Consider the following 16,543-nt stretch of genomic DNA (forward strand, 5'->3'; position numbering starts at 1 on the left):
CAGGTCGCGGACCTCGATGCCGTCGGACTGGCTGGCGCGCTGCGGGATTTCGGGCAGGTCGTCGCCTGCGCTGTCCTCGGGTCGGCTGCCCCTGGCGCGTACGCCGTCGATGAAATGGTTGTGCATGATGCCGAACATCCAGGCCCGGACGTCTCCGCGTTTCTGCCAGAGCGAGAACCGGCTCCACGCCCGCTCCAACGTGTCCTGCACCAGGTCGTCGGCACGCGTGGCGTCCGACACCAGCCCGCGCGCGTAACGGCGCAGGCCGGGAATGCAGGCGACGATCGCGGCTTCGTCCTGTGCGCGCATGGGCTGGAAGTTCGTCCTCGTGCCGACCAGCCTGATCAGGGCTTGATGACGTGCCAGACGTTCTTGAAGTTGTCGCCGGTCATGTCGCCGGCCTTCATGTCGGACTTATAGAGGTAGACCGGCTTGCCCTTGTAGGCCCACTGCTTGGTGCCGTCGTCTCGCGTGACAAGGGTCATGTCGCCTTCGGGCTTCGCGTCCGCTTCCGCCATCACCGGCGGCCACAGTCCGGCGCACGGGCCGTTGCAGGCGCTCTTGCCGCTGCCGGCGGTGTCGTTGTCGAAGGTGTAGAGCGTCATGCCGCTGGTGTTGACCAGCATGCCGCCGGCCGTCTTCACTGGGGCGGCAGCCTGGGCGAAGCCAGCCGACGCGGCGGCGATGGCGAGAACGAGAGTCGAGACGAGGTGCTTGTTCATGGGAGTCCTTTGAAGGAAAAGTGGAAAAGACACTGCATAGACGCACGGCAGTGCCTGTCTATTCCAATGATTTCCAACAATTTGCGGCGCGGACCGGTTCGGTCTTTGCGTTGACGCCTTGGGCAACACTGTACCGATGGAGCAACTGCACGCGCCGGTCGACGATAGGGCGATGATCAAGGGGCCTTCAAGGGTGAGGGGCCACTGGTAGTGATGGATCCGAGCTTCTCAGCCAGCGTCGATGCCGAAAGCTCGCCCGTTCGCGTGTTGATCAACCGTCCCGTGGCGTCTAAAAACAGCGTGGTCGGGAGTCCTCGCTGTTCAAATGCCTTCAGCGCCTGACTCTCCCGGTCCAAAAGAACATTGCGCAGCGGCAGGTTGCGAGCAGCCAGCCAATGGCCCACCCGCTCTGCAGACTCACCCTAGGGCAAACGTTGCCTTTAGTGTATGCGCCCCAGGCTAGTGTCTTTCCGCCACGGTATGGGCCGGAGCGGCCATTGGCTCCAAGAAATCGAACGACCGTCGTCAGCCTGAAGCGGTCGTCCTTGTTGTCTCAAACATTGCCGCTGTGACTGTACGCGAGTGACCGGCTGTGGGCTACTGCCTCAGACTTTCGTAGTGAATGGGCGGACCGCGTCACAGGGTCAGTTGTCTCAGAATTCACTGGCAGTGAAGCCACGAATCGGTCAAAAACAATAGCTGCTAGCGCTTGCTCAATAAGCACCAGGGGCCAAAAACCCCGAATTTTTAACCGCAGTAGTCGCGTTGACCCATTCGGCATACCCCGACACCTCCCGGGTGCCTAGTGCGCCAGTTTCGCTGCGCTAATCTGACCTACTCAGCTACTTGGCACCCAGTGGCGGCGGTAGCACCTGCGCCCGCTCCCCACAAAACCGCAGCGCCTCATCCCCCAGCCAATCTCGCACCAGCTGCATCGCAGGGCTGGGGTGCGTCGTAGTCACAAACGAATACGCCGCGCGCGACAAAACGCTGCGCCCCAGCAGCGGCACCAGGCGTCCGGCCTTCACGTCCTGAAGCACCAGCGCCGCGCGACCCATGGCGATGCCTTGGCCTGCCAGCGCGGCCCCCAGGGCGAGTTGCGAAAGGTTGAACTGCTGGCCGCCTGTCCATGACGGCGGCGGGGCGCCCACTTGCGCAAACCAGTGTTGCCATTCTTCGTACGTGTCGGCGCCGTCCCAGGCGCTGCCGTCGTGCAGCAGCCAGTCACCTTGCAGGTCTTGCGGCTGGGTGACGGGCGGGTGGCGGGCCACGAACTCGGGGCTGGCCACGGGGATGAGCCATTCATCCAGGAACACGATGGCGGTCAGGTCGCGGTAGCCACCCAGGTCGAAGCGCAGGGCAGCCTCCACGCCTTCGCGCACCATGCGGGTGCGGTCCAGCGTGTGGAACTCGCCAAACACGCGCAGCCCGGTGTGAGGGTGCTGGCGGAAGAAGTCGCCCAACCGGGGGGTGAGCCAGCTCATGGCGAAGGACGGTGAGCAGCTCAGCGTGGCGGTGGCGGCCTCTGCGGGCTGTCGCATCTGGGCCAGGGTGCTTTCGATGGCGTCAAAGCTCTCGCGCAGTACCACGGCCAGCCATTTGCCCTCGGGCGTGGGCACCAGCGCGCGCGGGGTGCGCAGGAACAGCGGGCGGCGCAGCCAGTCTTCAAGCTGCTTGACCTGCTGGCTGACGGCGCCCTGGGTGATGCGTAGCTCGGCCGCTGCCTTGGTAAAGCTGCCGTGGCGGGCTGCTGCATCAAAACTGCGCAGCCAGGCGAGCAGAGAAGGGGAGAGGCGAATATCCATTATTAAAACTAATGCGGTGCTCAATATAAATGCGTTGTGACGGGTGCATGACCGGCGAAGAATGCGGGCAAGACTTTTCGAGACAAATGCGCCATGACGATTGCTGCCCCCCAAAACACTGCAGACTCCATGCTGACCATACGTCTGCGTAACGCCCAGCCCGCTTTGTGGAGCAATCCGGCCCGACAGGCACAGCCAGCCGCAGCGCTTTCAGCACTAGGGAGAACCATTAGTCTGGATGATACGCAGGCGGCTGTTGCCCGTCTTGCCCGTTTCGCCAGGTTGTTGGCAGACGTGTTTCCCGAGCTGGCCGCGACCGGTGGGGTGGTGGAGTCGCCTCTGCTGCCCGCAGACGCATTGCAACCCTCCCTGGGCTGGGCCGAGGGGCAGGGCCGCTTGTTCATCAAGGCCGACCACAGTCTGCCCGTGGCGGGGTCCATCAAGGCGCGCGGCGGCATGCACGAGGTGCTGGAGTTTGCCGAGGGGCTGGCGCTGCAGCATGGGCTGGTGTTGCCCGGCGGCGACTACCGCGCGCTCGCCACACCAGAGGGGCGCGAGGTGCTGGGCCGCTACCAGGTGGCGGTGGGCTCAACCGGCAACCTGGGGATGAGCATTGGTGCGGTGGCATCTGCCCTGGGCTTCCAGGCCATGGTGCATATGTCGGCCGATGCGAAGGAGTGGAAGAAGGACCGCCTGCGCCAGCGCGGAGTGCAGGTGGTAGAGCACACGGGCGACTACGAACGCGCTGTGGCCGCAGGCCGTGCCGAGGCAGCCGGCAACCCCCTGTGCCACTTTGTGGACGACGAGCAATCGTTTTCGCTGCTGCTGGGCTACAGCGCAGCGGCACTGCATCTGCAACAGCAGCTGGCAGAGCAGGGCGTGGTGGTGGATGCAGAACACCCGCTCATCGTGTACCTGCCCTGTGGCGTGGGCGGCGCGCCTGCGGGCATCACCTTTGGCCTTCGGCAGGTGCTGGGGCCACATGTGCATTGTTTTTTTGCAGAGCCGGTGCAGTCGCCGTGCTTTTTGGTGCAGATGCTGGCGGACTCATCCCAAGGGGCAGGCGGTCACCCGTCGGTGTACGACTGGGGCCTGACCAACCGCACTGAGGCCGATGGCCTGGCAGTGCCGCGTGCGTCGCTGCTGGCCGCCGAGCTGATGCAGCCACTGCTGTCGGGCGTGTTCACTGTGACCGATGACACCTTGTTTGCGCAGCTGGTGCTGGTGCTGGATGCCCTGGGCGAGCGCATTGAGCCCTCGGCTGCGGCAGGCTTCAGCGGCCCGGCCATGTTGACCGGCACCACGGCCGGGCAGGCCTGGCTGCGCAACACGGGCATCGACGCGGTGCTGCACCAGGCCACGCACCTGGTGTGGACCACGGGCGGCCTGCTGGTGCCCGATGTGCAGTACCAGGGTTTTGTACAGCGCGGGCGGGCTGTGCTCGCAGCGCAGGCCTGATGGCCCGCCAGTTTCTTTTCACTTTGATCCGGAGCCATGTCATGAACCGCAAGCAACTGCTTTTGTCTGCTGTACTCTGTGCCGCCCTGGGGGCCACTGCATGGGCTCCGGCCATGGCGCAGGAGGCCGCCTTCCCCACCAAGCCGATCACGCTGGTGATTCCGTTCCCGCCCGGTGGCGCCACCGATGTGCTGGGGCGGCTGATTGGCAAGAAGCTGGGCGACAAGCTGGGCCAGAGCGTGGTGATCGACAACCGCGCGGGGGCGGGCACGGTGATCGGTGCGACGTCGGTGGCGCGGGCGGCGCCGGATGGCTACACGCTGCTCATGAGTTCGGGCACCACCTTCACCGTCAACCCCGCCGTGCGCGCCAAGCTGCCGTATGACCCGATCAAGAGCTTTGAGCCCATTGGCATCACGGGCCGCACGGGGTTGATTCTGCTGGCCAACAAGGATGTGCAGGCCAACGACCTGAAGCAGTTCGTGGCCCTGGTGAAGGCGGCGCCCGACAAGTATTCGTATGGCTCGTTCGGCACGGGCACCACCTCGCAGTTTGCGGGCGAGATGTTCTTCCACGCGGCGGGTCTCAAGATCCAGCATGTGCCCTACAAGGGCAGTGCGCCTGCCATGACCGACCTGCTCGGCGGGCAGATCCCGTTCACGGTGGACACCGTATCGGCCGCGCTGCCGCAGCTCAAGGACGGCAAGATCAAAGCCATTGCGGTGACCTCCGGCAAACGCTCGGCCCTGCTGCCCAAGGTGCCCACGTTGGCGGAGAGTGGCTACCCCGGCCTGGAGATGGACACCTGGCTGGCCATGGTGGCGCCGCGTGGCCTGCCACCGGCCGTGAAGTCGCGGCTGGAGCTGGCGCTGGCCCAGGTGGTGTCAGATCCCGAAACGCGTGACAAGATGATCGCCGTGGGGTTTGAGCCGTCCTATGCTTCGTCCAAGGTGTTGGCCGAGCTGATCGACAAGGAGCTGCCGCTGATGCGTGCCATTGCACAGCGTGCCGCCATCACCGCAGACTGAACCCGTGTGACCAGAACAAGGAGACAAGCCCGAGATGACCACAACAAGCCCCCAAGCCCTGGTTGAGCTGACCGCCAACGAACTGCGCCATCACATCGGCACGCGCGAGATTTCTCCTGTCGAACTGTTTGATGCCTGCATCGCCCGCATCGAGGCGGTGAACCCGCATGTGAATGCCGTCACGGCCACCTGTTACGACCGCGCCCGCACCGAGGCCAAAGCGGCCGAGCAAGCCGTGCTGCGCGGCGAACCACTGGGCCTGCTGCATGGCCTGCCCATGGGCGTGAAGGACCTGGAGGCCACGGCGGGCTTGCTGACCACCTATGGATCGCAGATCTACCGTGAGCACATTCCGGCCGAGGACAACGTGCTGGTGGCGCGCTTGCGCGCGGCGGGCGCCATCGTCACGGGCAAGACCAACATCCCCGAGTTGGGGGCGGGCGCCAATTCGCGCAACACCGTGTGGGGCGCTACGGGCAATCCGTTCAACCCTAACCTGAACGCTGGGGGCTCGTCGGGCGGATCGGCCGCTGCGCTGGCGTGCGACATGCTGCCGGTGTGCACGGGGTCGGACACGGGCGGGTCGCTGCGCATCCCGGCGTCCATTTGTGGCGTGGTGGGCTTCCGGCCATCGCCCGGGGTGGTGCCCAGCTCGCGCAAGCTGCTGGGCTGGACGCCCATTTCGGTGGTGGGCCCCATGGGCCGCACGGTGGAAGAGGCCTGCCTGCAACTGGCTGCCACGGCAGGCATGTCGGCGGGCGACCCGCTGAGCTACCCGCTGGACCCCATGAGTTTCCTGCTGCCCGAAACGGTGGATCTGAGCCGCCTGCGCGTGGCCTATACCGAAGACTTCGGCGCTTGCGCTGTGGACAACGACATCCGCACGGTATTCCGCCAGAAGGTGCAGGCCATGAAGCATCTGTTTGCGCGTTGCGACGCCATCGCCATCGACCTTGGTGATGTGCATCGCTGTTTTGACGTACTGAGAGCCGAAGCTTTTGTGGCAAGCACGCGCGAGGCCTACGAGCGCGACCCCGCCAGCCTGGGCCCCAACACCCGCGCCAACTACGAAATGGGCGCCGCCATGACGCTGCTGGACAGCGCTTGGGCGCAGGCCGAGCAGACACGGATCCTGGCGCGGTTCCAGAAGCTGTACGAAGAGTACGACGTGATCCTGGCGCCCACTACGCCGGTGTTGCCGTTTGCGTGGACCCAGCTGTTTGCCAGCCATATCAACGGCGAGCCGCAGGCCAACTACTACCGATGGCTGGCGTTGACTTATGTGACCACGCTCACCACCCACCCGGCGCTGAGCCTGCCGTGCGGGCTGGACGACGCTGGGATGCCATTTGGCCTGCAGATCGTTGGCCGGTTCCGTGCCGACCGCCACACGCTGGGCGTGGGGCATGCACTGGAGCAGGCGTTCAAGGGCATTGCAGGGCTGGCACGGCCCCGGCCCGACATCGCCAAGCTGATGCAAACCAATGCCGAACCCGCGCTGACCTCCATCGTGACCGTGGCACCCGAAACCCGCGACGCCCGCAGCCTGCCGCGTGACGACCGTGCGGCATCAGCCGCACAGGTGTCGGCCGTTTGAGCAGGAGGAGCAGATGCAAACCGTAGACACCATCGTCATCGGCGCGGGCATTGCCGGGGCCTCCGTGGCCTGGCAACTGGTGCAGCCCGGCGCCGCAGGGCAGGGCGCTAGTGTGCTGCTGCTGGAGCGTGAATCGCAGCCCGGCTACCACACCACCGGCCGTTCGGCCGCGCTCTACATGGCGACCTATGGCACCCCCAACATCCAGGCGCTGACCCGGGCCAGCCGCGCGTTCTACGATGCGCCGCCGCCCGAGTTTGGCGCCGGCCCCATCCTCTCGCCCCGGGGCGTGGTCTATGTGGCGGGGCCTGGTCAGCTGGATCTGCTCAAGCAGACCTACGACGAAGCGCATGCCATTTCGCCCAATGTGCAGTGGGTGGAGCGGGCCGAATTGCTGGCGATGCTGCCTTGCCTTAAACCCGAGGCCGTGGCTGCCTGTATGAGCGAGCCCGAGGCGGCGGACATTGATGTGAATGCCCTGCACCAGGGCTACCTGCGCGGCCTGCGCCAGCGCGGCGGCCAAGTGCTGACGAACGCCGAGGTCACGGCCGTGCGCCGCGAAGGTGATGTATGGCAAGTGACGCTGGCCGATGGGCGGGTGTTTGCTGCCCCCACCATCGTCAATGCTGCGGGTGCCTGGGCCGATGTGGTGGCGGGCCTGGCCGGTGTACCACCCATCGGGCTGGAGCCGCGCCGCCGCACGGCATTCACCTTCCCGGTACCCGAGGGCATGGACGCTACCCACTGGCCTGCGGTGATCGGCATCGACGAGAGTTTTTACTTCAAGCCCGACGCGGGGCAACTACTGGGCTCACCGGCCAATGCCGACCCTACACATCCGCACGATGTGGTGCCGGAAGAGCTCGACGTGGCCACCGGGATTTATCACATCGAGGAAATGACTACCTTTCAGATCCGCCGCCCGTCGCACACCTGGGCCGGGCTGCGCTCGTTTGTGCCCGATGGCGACATGGTGATTGGCTGGGACAACCATGTGCCCGGCTTTTTCTGGCTGGCCGGGCAGGGTGGGTATGGGATTCAGAGTGCTGCGGGCGCCTCGTTGTTGGCACGGCAGCTGTTGCGGGGCGAGCCGCTGGCAGAGGAACTGGCGCGGGAGGGCGTGCGGCCGGAGGGGCTGTCGCCTGCGCGTTTGCGCTGAGCCGCGCAAGCGGAGGGGGCTCAGCCCCTCATGCGAAAGTATTGACGTTGGTGCCCAGCGTGCCGCTGGTGGCCAGTGCGGGCTGTGGCATCGACTGTTGCATGGCGTCGATCATGGTAGCGGCGGAGACGGCCTGCATGTCCAGCGCTTTTTTCAGCACCACCATGTTCAGGGCGTCCGACGTCTTGGCGCTGGCCAGGTTGGTGGCGGTGTTGACGATGCTGTTGGCGAGGGCGACGTCCATGGTGACTCCTTGGGGCAATGGCGGGTTATCGGCATCTCAGCACGAGGCTTGAGTGTTGTTACACGTTCAGCAGTCTCTGGCTCCGGCTTCGACTAGTCCAGCGCAGGCACACCCAGCGCTGCGCAGGCGGCCAGGTCGGAATCGCGGGTGTGTGGCAGTTGGCGGGCCGCGTCGCGCAATGCCGTGCGCAGGCCTTCTTCCAGAGTGGGATGGTAGAAGGGCATACCCAGGAGGTCATGCACCGTCAGTTGCTGCTGCACGGCCAGGGCCAGTAGGTGTGCCAGGTGCTCGCCATCGGGGGCGCATAGCTCGGCGCCCAGCAGGCGGCCGCTGACGTGATCTGCATAGACGCACAGGCGTCCATGGTTGCGTTGGGCGGTACGGGCGCGGCCTTGGTTTGCATAGCCGGCGATGCCGATGACGGTGCTGTGCGGGTCCATGTCGGCCACGCGCGGTCCCACGACGGCGATGTTGGGGTCGGCAAAAACGATCGACAGCAAGGTACGGCGCCGAAAGCGGTTGGGTGTGGTGGCCAGGGCGTTCATGCCCGCAATATGGCCTTCGTCCGCTGCCTCGTGCAGAAGCGGGGTATGGGTATTGGCATCTCCCGCCAGAAACACCGGCAAATCGCCAATTTGCTGGGTTTGTGGGTCCACGGCGGGCAGGCCCCGCTGGTCCAGAGGCACGCCCAGTGTCTCCAGGCCCAGGTGTTCAATGTTGGGTACCCTGCCCATGGCGGCAATGACCTGGTCCACCACCACGCGGTTGCTGCCGCTGGCGACTTCAATGCCGCCGGGCACTTCGCGCAGTTGCGCTTCGGCACCCATGTGCAGCACCATGTCCTTCTTGAGCAAGGCTGTCAGTTCAGCGTTGAGCTCCGGGTCGCTCAGGCCGGCCAGCGTGTGGCTGCTGGTGAATGCAGCCACCTGCAGGCCCAGCCGCGCAAGGGCCTGCGAAATCTCCACACCAATCGGCCCCATGCCGATGACTGCAATGCGCGGGCCGAGCATGGGCTGCTCGAACAGGGTGTCGGTGGTAAGCATGCGGTCGCCAAACGCCAGCCATTCTTCTGGCACGCTGGGGCGCGACCCGGTGGCGATGATGATGCTGCGCGTTGCGTAGGCCGTGCCGTCGATGTCCACCGAACGCGGCCCCAGCAGCGTTGCGCGCCCAGACACCTGGGCGCTGCCCAGTCCACTGGTCGCTTTGAGGGCGCCCTCCACGAAGTCGTCGCGCAGGGCGCGCACGCGCCGCAGCACTGCGGGCAGGTCGGCGGTCACCGCGCTCGCGCCCCGCAGGCCAAATTCTTCAAAGGTGTGGCGGCGGTGGAAGGCGTTGGCCGCCTCGATCAGCGTCTTGGATGGCATGCAGCCGACGCGAGCGCAGGTGGTGCCCCACGGGCCTTCGTTGACGATGAGGTAGCGGTCGGTGCGTTTGCGCACTTCGCGCAGGGCGGCCAGGCCCGCCGTGCCTGCGCCAATGATGATGGTGTCGAGCGGTTGGGCCATGGGACTCCCTCGGTGTCTGAAAAGCCGAAGTGTGAAGCGCGAACCGCCGCACCGCTGTAGGCGCATAGGCCGTTTGTGTGATGCTGTGCCTGGCTCAGGCGTGCCTGGGTACGCCGGCCTTGCAGGCCTTTGGGGCCGAGTTGCTGAGTGCTGTCAGACCTCGGGTTCCGTCCAGCCCACACGGCCTTGCCCGTGGTCGTTGATGCGCTGCACGAAAGGGACGGCTTGTGTTTGGGGAAGGCGCAGTTGCAGGCTGACAAGGGTGCCATGCTGCACGTCGACCAGTTCGGCACCCGCAGCCTCAATCTCGCGGCGCAGCAGGCCTTCGAGGGAATACGGCACCTGGCACTGCAACAGGGCCATGCGCTGCAGCGTGACCTTGGGGGCCGTCAGCAGTGCCTGGGCAACGGTGTCGGTGTAGGCGCGCACTAGGCCGCCCGCGCCCAGCTTGACGCCGCCAAAGTAGCGCACCACCGTGGCCAGCACGCCTTCCAGATCCTGGTGGCGCAACACGTCCAGCATAGGGCGGCCGGCGGTGCCGCCGGGCTCGCCGTCGTCCACTGCAGCCGACTGTCCGCCCGCCAGTAGCGCCCAGCAGATATGGGCTGCGCCAGGGTGTTGCTTCCACAGCGCATCCACTGCCGCCTGCGCGCTGGCGCGGTCGGCCATGGGCTGCACGCAACCGATGAAGCGGCTTTTCTTGATGATGAGTTCGCTGTGCGCGGGCGCAGCCAGGGTCTGGGGCATGGGGCGGTGAGTGTACGGCGGCGCCCGGGCGTACACGCCCCTGGCCATCTGTGACGAAAGTCACACGCCCTGCCGTTGACGGGGACTGAACGCTATGAACCTTGTCTGGAATGTGCGTTCTGTCACACACGCCGTAGGCGTGCGTTCCTACACTGCGGACTTGTTGCTATGGCCTACGCTGTTGCTACGCATTTGAAAGCACTCAGGCCATCAGAAAAGGACTCCCCATGTTTGCCACTCCGCTGCCTGCACCTTTGCCTATCTCCCTCGCCAGCCATCTGTTTGGCCGTTTCATCTCTCCCTCGGGCTCTGAGGCATCGGACTCCAGCGCGCTGGCATCGACCGGTGCGGCGCCAAGCCAGCTGGAAGGGCAGGACGACGACGCGATGCCGGATCTGGCGCAGCGCGTGCGGGAAATCGGTGAGTGGTGAAGCGGCTCCTGCGTGAGGTGACTGACCGCGCAGTGGCTTGTGTTTTCAGCCAGTGCTGCCTGCACAGTCCTCTGCTGTGTCCATGTCGCGTGCCATGAGCGCGCTGGTGTAGTTGGTCAAAGGGCGCCAGTCGCAGTCGCCCACCACCCGATAACCCCAGGATTCATACATCGCTATCAACGCGGTAGCGGGTTGCGCGGTGTCCAGCGCCATCACCCGGGCGCCGGCTCGGCGGGCATAGTCCAGGGCATAGGTGTGCAGCCGTTTGCCGTAACCTTGGCCTTTGGCTCCGGGGGTGATGCAGAACTGGCATAACGACCACACCCCAGGGTCACGGTACAGCGGCACTGAGGACTCGGGCTGAGGCGGTCGCAGCGTGGCGGTGCCCACATAGTCATCGCCGTCCAGCATCACCAGCCCTGTGCCTGAAGCAAACCGCTTTGCCGTATCTTCCACGGACTGGTGGGTGCCCCAGTAGCGCAGGCCCTGTTGCGCATGGGGTGCGTAGGCAGAATGTATGAGGGCGGTGAGGCGTGCCAAGTCGTCGCCGGGGGTGACGGGGCGAATAAGAAGCCGGTTGGACAAGGTCATGGAGATACTCCGTTGTCTCATGCTGAGCGCGACTCTCCCGGGGATGCGCGGCGTTGCGTCAATTCAAAGCCTCAGCTCCCAAGTCTCTCCCACCAATTGCTGACCAAAGTCTTCGTAGGGCTCGGTTTTGACCAGCTGGAAGCCGCGGTGGCCGTAGATGCCGCGCGCAGCCGTCAGGCAACTGTTGGTCCACAACACCATCTTTTTGTAACCTTTTGCACGCGCAAAGGCAATGCATTCGTCGGTCAGGCGGGCGCCCAGGCCGAGGCCGCGGGCTTTGGGGCTGAGGATGAGCATGCGCAGCTGCGCCGTGATGGCCGATTTGCGCACCACAAACACTGAGCCCACGCGCTCGCCGTCCAGTTCGGCGATCCAGGCTTTTTCCCACGCGGGCTGGAACTTGCGCAAAAACTGTGCTGCGATGTCCGCCACCAGCGCTTCAAAACGGCTGTCCCAGCCATATTCGCGCCAATAGATCTTGCCATGCTGCTGCACGACCCAGCCCATGTCGCCCGGCAGCGGGTCGCGCAGCACGGCGACGCGGGGGCCACCTGCCGTGTGGGAGGCGGAGGACAGCAGGGTTTCAATCCGCTCCATGGCATCCACCACCTCTTGGCGCCGCGCGGGGAGCAAAGGGGCGAGCAGGGCGGCGGCTTCGTCGCGCGAGCGCTGTTGCAGCGGCTCGAACGCCTCGCGCCCGGCAGGGGTGAGCGCGACCAGGCTTTGTCGTGCGTCCTGGGCGCTGGCGTGCCGTTCTATCCATCCTGCCTGTTCAAAACGCCGCAATATCCTGCTCATGTACCCGCCGTCCAGCCCCAATTCCCGCGCGAGTTCGCTGGCCACAGGGGCCTCGCGATGGGCCAGCTCGTAGAGCACGCGCACGTCGGTCAGCGACATCTTGCTGCCCAGGTAAGGGTCCAGCACGCCAATGCGACGGGTGATGAAGCGGTTGAACCGGCGCACCGCCTTGACGGCACTGGCGGGCACCGGGGCAGGGGATTCGGGTGGATGAGAGGGTTCGACAGGCTTTTTCATAATTGCCTTTGTCATGTAATTGATTGACGTTGGCAAGTATATGCTCCACGTGGGTCAAGACCTCCTAGGCGCAGGGGCAAGGCCGGTTCAGCGACAAAAACGGCGTGCCGCCGTAAAATCACAGGTTACCCACCACAGCCGCGCCCCACGATGCCCCGTTGACCCATGGGGTGGCCGCCCTCCCACTGCATGAACGCCCCCGTTGACGTCTCCTTTTTTGCGCGTGCCGCAAAGCCCTTGACCAGCTACCGTCCGTACTGGGCCAAGCGCTTTGGCACGGCTCCGTTCCTGCCGATGAGCCGCGCCGAGATGGAGAAACTGGGCTGGGACAGCTGCGACATCATCCTGGTGACGGGCGACGCGTACGTGGACCACCCCAGCTTCGGCATGGCCGTGATCGGCCGCACGCTGGAGGCCCAGGGCTTTCGCGTGGGCATCATTGCCCAGCCCGACTGGCAGAGCGCCGAACCCTTCAAGGCGCTGGGCAAGCCCAACCTGTTCTGGGGCGTGACAGCGGGCAACATGGATTCGATGATCAACCGGTACACCGCCGACCGGAAGATCCGCAGCGACGACGCCTACACCCCCGGCGACATTGGCGGCAAGCGGCCCGACCGCGCAGCCATCGTCTACAGCCAGCGCTGCCGAGAGGCATATAAGGACGTGCCCATCATCCTGGGCGGCATCGAAGGCAGCCTGCGTCGCATTGCGCACTACGACTACTGGAGTGACAAGGTGCGCCGCTCCATCGTTGTGGACAGCAAGTGCGACCTGCTGCTATATGGCAACGCTGAGCGTGCGCTCGTTGAAGTGGCCCACCGCATTGCAGCGCGTGAGCCGGTGGAGCAGATCACCGATGTGCGTGGAACGGCCTTTGTGCGCCGACCCGACGATGAAAGCGGCAAGGGCTGGTTCGAGATCGACTCCACCACGGTGGACGAACCCGGCCGCGTAGAAGCGCACATCAACCCCTACATGACCACCAGCGAGCAGGCTGCGGCCCAAGGCAGCACCTGCAGCAAAGAGGATGGGAGTGCTACTGATTCTGTAGCGGGTGCTGCAAATAACACGAGCGCTACCGGCCAAAACAGCCCCAACCCTGTCATTCAGCCGATCCAGTTTGTTGCCAATCCGGCGCTCAAGGCCAAGCTCAAAGTGCCCCCGCGCGAGAAGAGCGTGATCCGCCTGCCCAGCTACGAGCAGGTCAAAAGCGACCCTGTGCTCTATGCCCACGCCAACCGCGTGCTGCATCTGGAGACCAACCCCGGCAACGCCCGTGCACTGGTGCAGGCGCACGGCGAAGGCGTTACGGCGCGCGATGTATGGATCAACCCACCCCCCATCCCGCTGACCACGGCCGAGATGGACTACGTGTTTGACCTGCCTTATGCGCGCGGCCCGCACCCCAGCTACGCCGATGAAAACGGTAGCCACGATGGCGCGACCAAGATCCCCGCCTGGGAGATGATCCGGTTCTCCATCAATATCATGCGCGGCTGCTTTGGCGGCTGCACGTTCTGCTCGATCACCGAGCATGAGGGCCGCATCATCCAGAGCCGGTCCGAGGATTCGATCATTCAGGAGATTGAAGACATTCGCGACAAGGTCAAGGGCTTCACCGGCACCATCAGCGACCTGGGCGGCCCCACGGCCAATATGTACCGCCTGGGCTGCCGCTCGCCCGAGATTGAAGCCGCCTGCCGCAAGCCGAGCTGTGTCTACCCTGGCATCTGCCAGAACCTCACTACCGACCACGGCCCGCTGATCAAGATCTACCGCCGTGGCCGCGCTTTAAAGGGTATCAAGAAGATCCTCATCGGCTCGGGCCTGCGCTATGACCTGGCGGTAAAGAGCCCTGAGTACGTGAAGGAGCTGGTTCAGCACCACGTGGGTGGGTACCTGAAGATCGCGCCCGAGCACACCGAGCAGGGCCCGCTCACCAAGATGATGAAGCCGGGCATCGGCAGCTATGACAAGTTCAAGCAGATGTTCGAGAAGTTCAGCGAAGAGGCGGGCAAGAAACAGTTCCTGATCCCTTACTTCATCGCTGCGCACCCCGGCACCAGCGACGAGGACATGATGAACCTCGCCATCTGGCTGAAGAAGAACGGCTTTCGCGCCGACCAGGTGCAGACTTTCTACCCCAGCCCCATGGCCACAGCCACAGCCATGTACCACTCGGGGCGCAACACGCTGACCCGCGTGCGCCGCCAGATGCGCGACGAGGCGGAGGAGTCTGTGGACATCGTGCGCGGCGAAAAGCGCCGCCGTCTGCACAAGGCCTTCTTGCGCTACCACGATCCGAACAACTGGCCGCTGTTGCGCGAGGCGCTCAAGGCCATGGGCCGGGCGGATCTGATCGGCAACGGCAAACACCACCTGATCCCGACCTTCCAGCCCTTGACGGACGGCGGCTACCAGAGCGCGCGCCGCAAGAACTCCACGCCCACCGGCGTGAAGAGCGCCATGGCCGCTCCGGTCAAGCCTGCGAAGCCCGGGCAACCGCAGAAGGGCCGCATGCTGACCCAGCACACGGGCCTGCCGCCGCGCGTCACGGGCGCCGCGAAACCGTCTGCACGCAAGCCCCGCTGACATCTGGCGATCTGGCGTCCTGGGCCATTTGCAGTGGCTGCAGGTGGCGCAGGTCAGTGAGACGTGCTGCGTAGCTTTCAGCCCTCCGCTGCGTGGGTGCCTACCACCACCGATTGCGGGCCATCACCGGCGGGCTGGGTGATCAGGTCTTCGATGATGAAGGTGCGGTAATAGAACGCTGTGACCGCGCCTTCGGGGGCAATGGCCGCCACCAGTGCGTCGGTACCATCCTTCTCGGCCATGGCGATCAGCATGCCGTGGTGGCCTGTGCCCGCCAGGTCGGCAATGCGTCGCACCATGTCACCTTCGGCCCCTACAGAGGGCAGTGGTGCATCTGCGCTGCCCAGCGTGTGAACGATCTCCTGCAGGATGACCTCGGGGCTGGCGTAGGCGATGTCTCCCTGATGGCCTGCGGCCTGCAATGCCAGTGCGGCCTGCCGCGCACAGTCCTCGTCGGGGAACAGTGCGAACACCTGGCCGGTGGGGTAGAACACGCCGCCCATGGTGGTCATGGTCGAGTCAAGGATGAGGGGTTTCATGGGCATCTCCCGAGGTGTTTCAGACCTTTGGGATTGAAACCGGGCGCCCCATCGCGCCGTGTAGGTCAGCGGGCCATCTGTGCGTCAGCCCACTATGCGGCGTAGGAGATAGGGTCGCTACAGCGTGAACCAAAAGTGCCTCAAGCGCTAGTGTTTCATGGGTTTTTTGCTGTCAAAATTGATATTTTTGTGGGCATTGCTAGCGCAGCCATCCGCCCAGCCAGGCCCCCAAAGCTGCGCAATGCAGCACCGCCGTCGCCCAGTACACTGCGCGAAACTCCGCCTTGCGGGACTTGTGCCGCAGCCACTGTTGGGCAAACCATGCGCCCGGCCAGCCGCCTGCTAGGCTCAGCAGGTGCAGGTGGCTTTCCTTGGTGCGCCACTGGCCGTTTTGCGCGGCGCTTTTGTCGATGGCGTAGACCAGAAACGTGAGGAGGTTGACGCCCGCCGCCGCGCCCAGCACCCACCACGGAAGCCGGCCTGCCCAGAAGCCCCATACCAGCAAGGCCAGCCAGCCCAGCATGAGTAGCCGTATCAGCGCCGAGCCCGCTGGGTTGGCGGGTTCGCTTGGTGCCACAGGGCGTCTGCGTGTTGGGGCCTGAGGTTGACCTGCGCGCTGCGCCGGCGCGCGCCGCATTGGGTGCGCAGGGGGCGGTTGCGTCGGTGCCGCACCGCGGGGCTGGAGCTGGCCGCCCGCGTGCGCCGAGGGCAACACCGCCATGGCCCTGGGCCCTTTTCCTCCGACATGGATTTCCTCATACACCACGGCGAGCCCTTCGCGCGGCGGGGTGGTGCCCCGGTAGTCCCGCACATGAAAGAACACGTCGGCAGATGTGTCCGGACTGCGGATAAAGCCGAAGGCGCGGGTGGCATCCCAGCGGATGACGGTGCCATTTTTTTGCATCGGTCAGGAAGTGCCTTCAGGCCAGGGTGTGCAATGGAATGTCCTGCGCCACCGCCAACGCATTCAGCTGCGCGCGGGTCTGTGTGCGCAAGAATGCTGCCACGGCCGCGTGCGTGGCGGGGGCGCGCAATACCTGCGGATCGCCCGTGGCGGGCAGGCCTGCAGCGGCGCACAGGCTGGCGG

16 protein-coding genes and 1 pseudogene are annotated in these 16,543 nt (G+C 65.2%); 6 read left to right on the plus strand and 11 right to left on the minus strand.

Features of this window, described 5'->3' with window-relative positions; genetic code table 11:
* The 3 genes from ISS20_RS17700 to ISS20_RS17710 all read right to left on the minus strand — a co-directional run.
* Positions 1-309, minus strand: a 309-nt coding sequence (locus ISS20_RS17700; RefSeq protein WP_291438251.1) for a sigma factor, incomplete at its 3' end; no start/stop codon positions are given.
* 35 nt (positions 310-344) lie between these two features.
* Positions 345-722: a hypothetical protein gene (locus ISS20_RS17705; RefSeq protein WP_086929095.1), complete on the minus strand. Its 378-nt coding sequence runs from the start codon at positions 720-722 to the stop codon at positions 345-347.
* Positions 723-1,564: 842 nt separating this feature from the next.
* Positions 1,565-2,527: a LysR substrate-binding domain-containing protein gene (locus ISS20_RS17710; protein ID WP_291438252.1), complete on the minus strand. Its 963-nt coding sequence runs from the start codon at positions 2,525-2,527 to the stop codon at positions 1,565-1,567.
* 93 nt (positions 2,528-2,620) lie between these two features.
* Between ISS20_RS17710 and ISS20_RS17715 the strand changes: the two genes are divergently transcribed.
* From ISS20_RS17715 to ISS20_RS17730, 4 genes are read left to right on the plus strand one after another with little or no spacing between them, the layout of a single operon-like run.
* Positions 2,621-3,985 (plus strand): D-serine ammonia-lyase, encoded by a 1,365-nt coding sequence (locus ISS20_RS17715; RefSeq protein ID WP_291438253.1) that lies wholly within the window; start codon positions 2,621-2,623, stop codon positions 3,983-3,985.
* Positions 3,986-4,026: 41 nt separating this feature from the next.
* The gene (locus ISS20_RS17720) at positions 4,027-5,013 is read left to right on the plus strand and encodes a tripartite tricarboxylate transporter substrate binding protein (protein WP_291438254.1); all 987 of its coding nucleotides are present in this window, start codon (positions 4,027-4,029) and stop codon (positions 5,011-5,013) included.
* Positions 5,014-5,047: 34 nt separating this feature from the next.
* Positions 5,048-6,610: an amidase family protein gene (locus ISS20_RS17725; RefSeq protein ID WP_291438255.1), complete on the plus strand. Its 1,563-nt coding sequence runs from the start codon at positions 5,048-5,050 to the stop codon at positions 6,608-6,610.
* Positions 6,611-6,623: 13 nt separating this feature from the next.
* Complete coding sequence (locus ISS20_RS17730) at positions 6,624-7,769, plus strand: FAD-dependent oxidoreductase (protein WP_291438256.1); 1,146 nt, start codon at positions 6,624-6,626, stop codon at positions 7,767-7,769.
* 28 nt (positions 7,770-7,797) lie between these two features.
* On the opposite strand, the gene ISS20_RS17735 is transcribed toward ISS20_RS17730, so the two are convergent.
* From ISS20_RS17735 to ISS20_RS17745, 3 genes are all read right to left on the minus strand, one after another.
* Positions 7,798-8,013: a YjfB family protein gene (locus tag ISS20_RS17735; RefSeq protein WP_291438257.1), complete on the minus strand. Its 216-nt coding sequence runs from the start codon at positions 8,011-8,013 to the stop codon at positions 7,798-7,800.
* Between the two features lie 92 nt (positions 8,014-8,105).
* Positions 8,106-9,521 (minus strand): dihydrolipoyl dehydrogenase, encoded by a 1,416-nt coding sequence (locus ISS20_RS17740; RefSeq protein ID WP_291438258.1) that lies wholly within the window; start codon positions 9,519-9,521, stop codon positions 8,106-8,108.
* 153 nt (positions 9,522-9,674) lie between these two features.
* Positions 9,675-10,268 (minus strand): YigZ family protein, encoded by a 594-nt coding sequence (locus ISS20_RS17745; RefSeq protein WP_291438259.1) that lies wholly within the window; start codon positions 10,266-10,268, stop codon positions 9,675-9,677.
* Between the two features lie 227 nt (positions 10,269-10,495).
* On the opposite strand from ISS20_RS17745, the gene ISS20_RS17750 reads away from it, so the two are divergent.
* Positions 10,496-10,699 (plus strand): hypothetical protein, encoded by a 204-nt coding sequence (locus tag ISS20_RS17750; protein WP_291438260.1) that lies wholly within the window; start codon positions 10,496-10,498, stop codon positions 10,697-10,699.
* Positions 10,700-10,744: 45 nt separating this feature from the next.
* Here the strand turns inward: ISS20_RS17750 and ISS20_RS17755 are convergent, their stop codons facing one another.
* Positions 10,745-11,290: a GNAT family N-acetyltransferase gene (locus tag ISS20_RS17755; protein WP_291438261.1), complete on the minus strand. Its 546-nt coding sequence runs from the start codon at positions 11,288-11,290 to the stop codon at positions 10,745-10,747.
* A 63-nt stretch (positions 11,291-11,353) separates the two neighbouring features.
* The gene (locus ISS20_RS17760) at positions 11,354-12,325 is read right to left on the minus strand and encodes a bifunctional helix-turn-helix transcriptional regulator/GNAT family N-acetyltransferase (protein WP_291438262.1); all 972 of its coding nucleotides are present in this window, start codon (positions 12,323-12,325) and stop codon (positions 11,354-11,356) included.
* Between the two features lie 189 nt (positions 12,326-12,514).
* On the opposite strand from ISS20_RS17760, the gene ISS20_RS17765 reads away from it, so the two are divergent.
* Entirely contained in the window at positions 12,515-14,917 is a 2,403-nt protein-coding gene (locus ISS20_RS17765; protein ID WP_291438263.1) for a YgiQ family radical SAM protein, read from the plus strand.
* A gap of 77 nt (positions 14,918-14,994) precedes the next feature.
* Here ISS20_RS17765 and ISS20_RS17770 read toward each other — a convergent pair whose 3' ends face one another.
* From ISS20_RS17770 to ISS20_RS17780, 3 genes and pseudogenes are all read right to left on the minus strand, one after another.
* A complete protein-coding gene (locus ISS20_RS17770) occupies positions 14,995-15,456 on the minus strand; it encodes a hypothetical protein (protein WP_291438264.1) in 462 nt (153 codons plus the stop codon).
* Positions 15,457-15,655: 199 nt separating this feature from the next.
* A complete protein-coding gene (locus tag ISS20_RS17775) occupies positions 15,656-16,360 on the minus strand; it encodes a DUF1294 domain-containing protein (protein WP_291438265.1) in 705 nt (234 codons plus the stop codon).
* Between the two features lie 16 nt (positions 16,361-16,376).
* Positions 16,377-16,543, minus strand: a pseudogene (locus ISS20_RS17780) (CoA transferase); the annotation flags it as partial.

It is taken from the genome of Acidovorax sp., assembly GCF_016783915.1.
GTDB lineage: Bacteria > Pseudomonadota > Gammaproteobacteria > Burkholderiales > Burkholderiaceae_C > Acidovorax.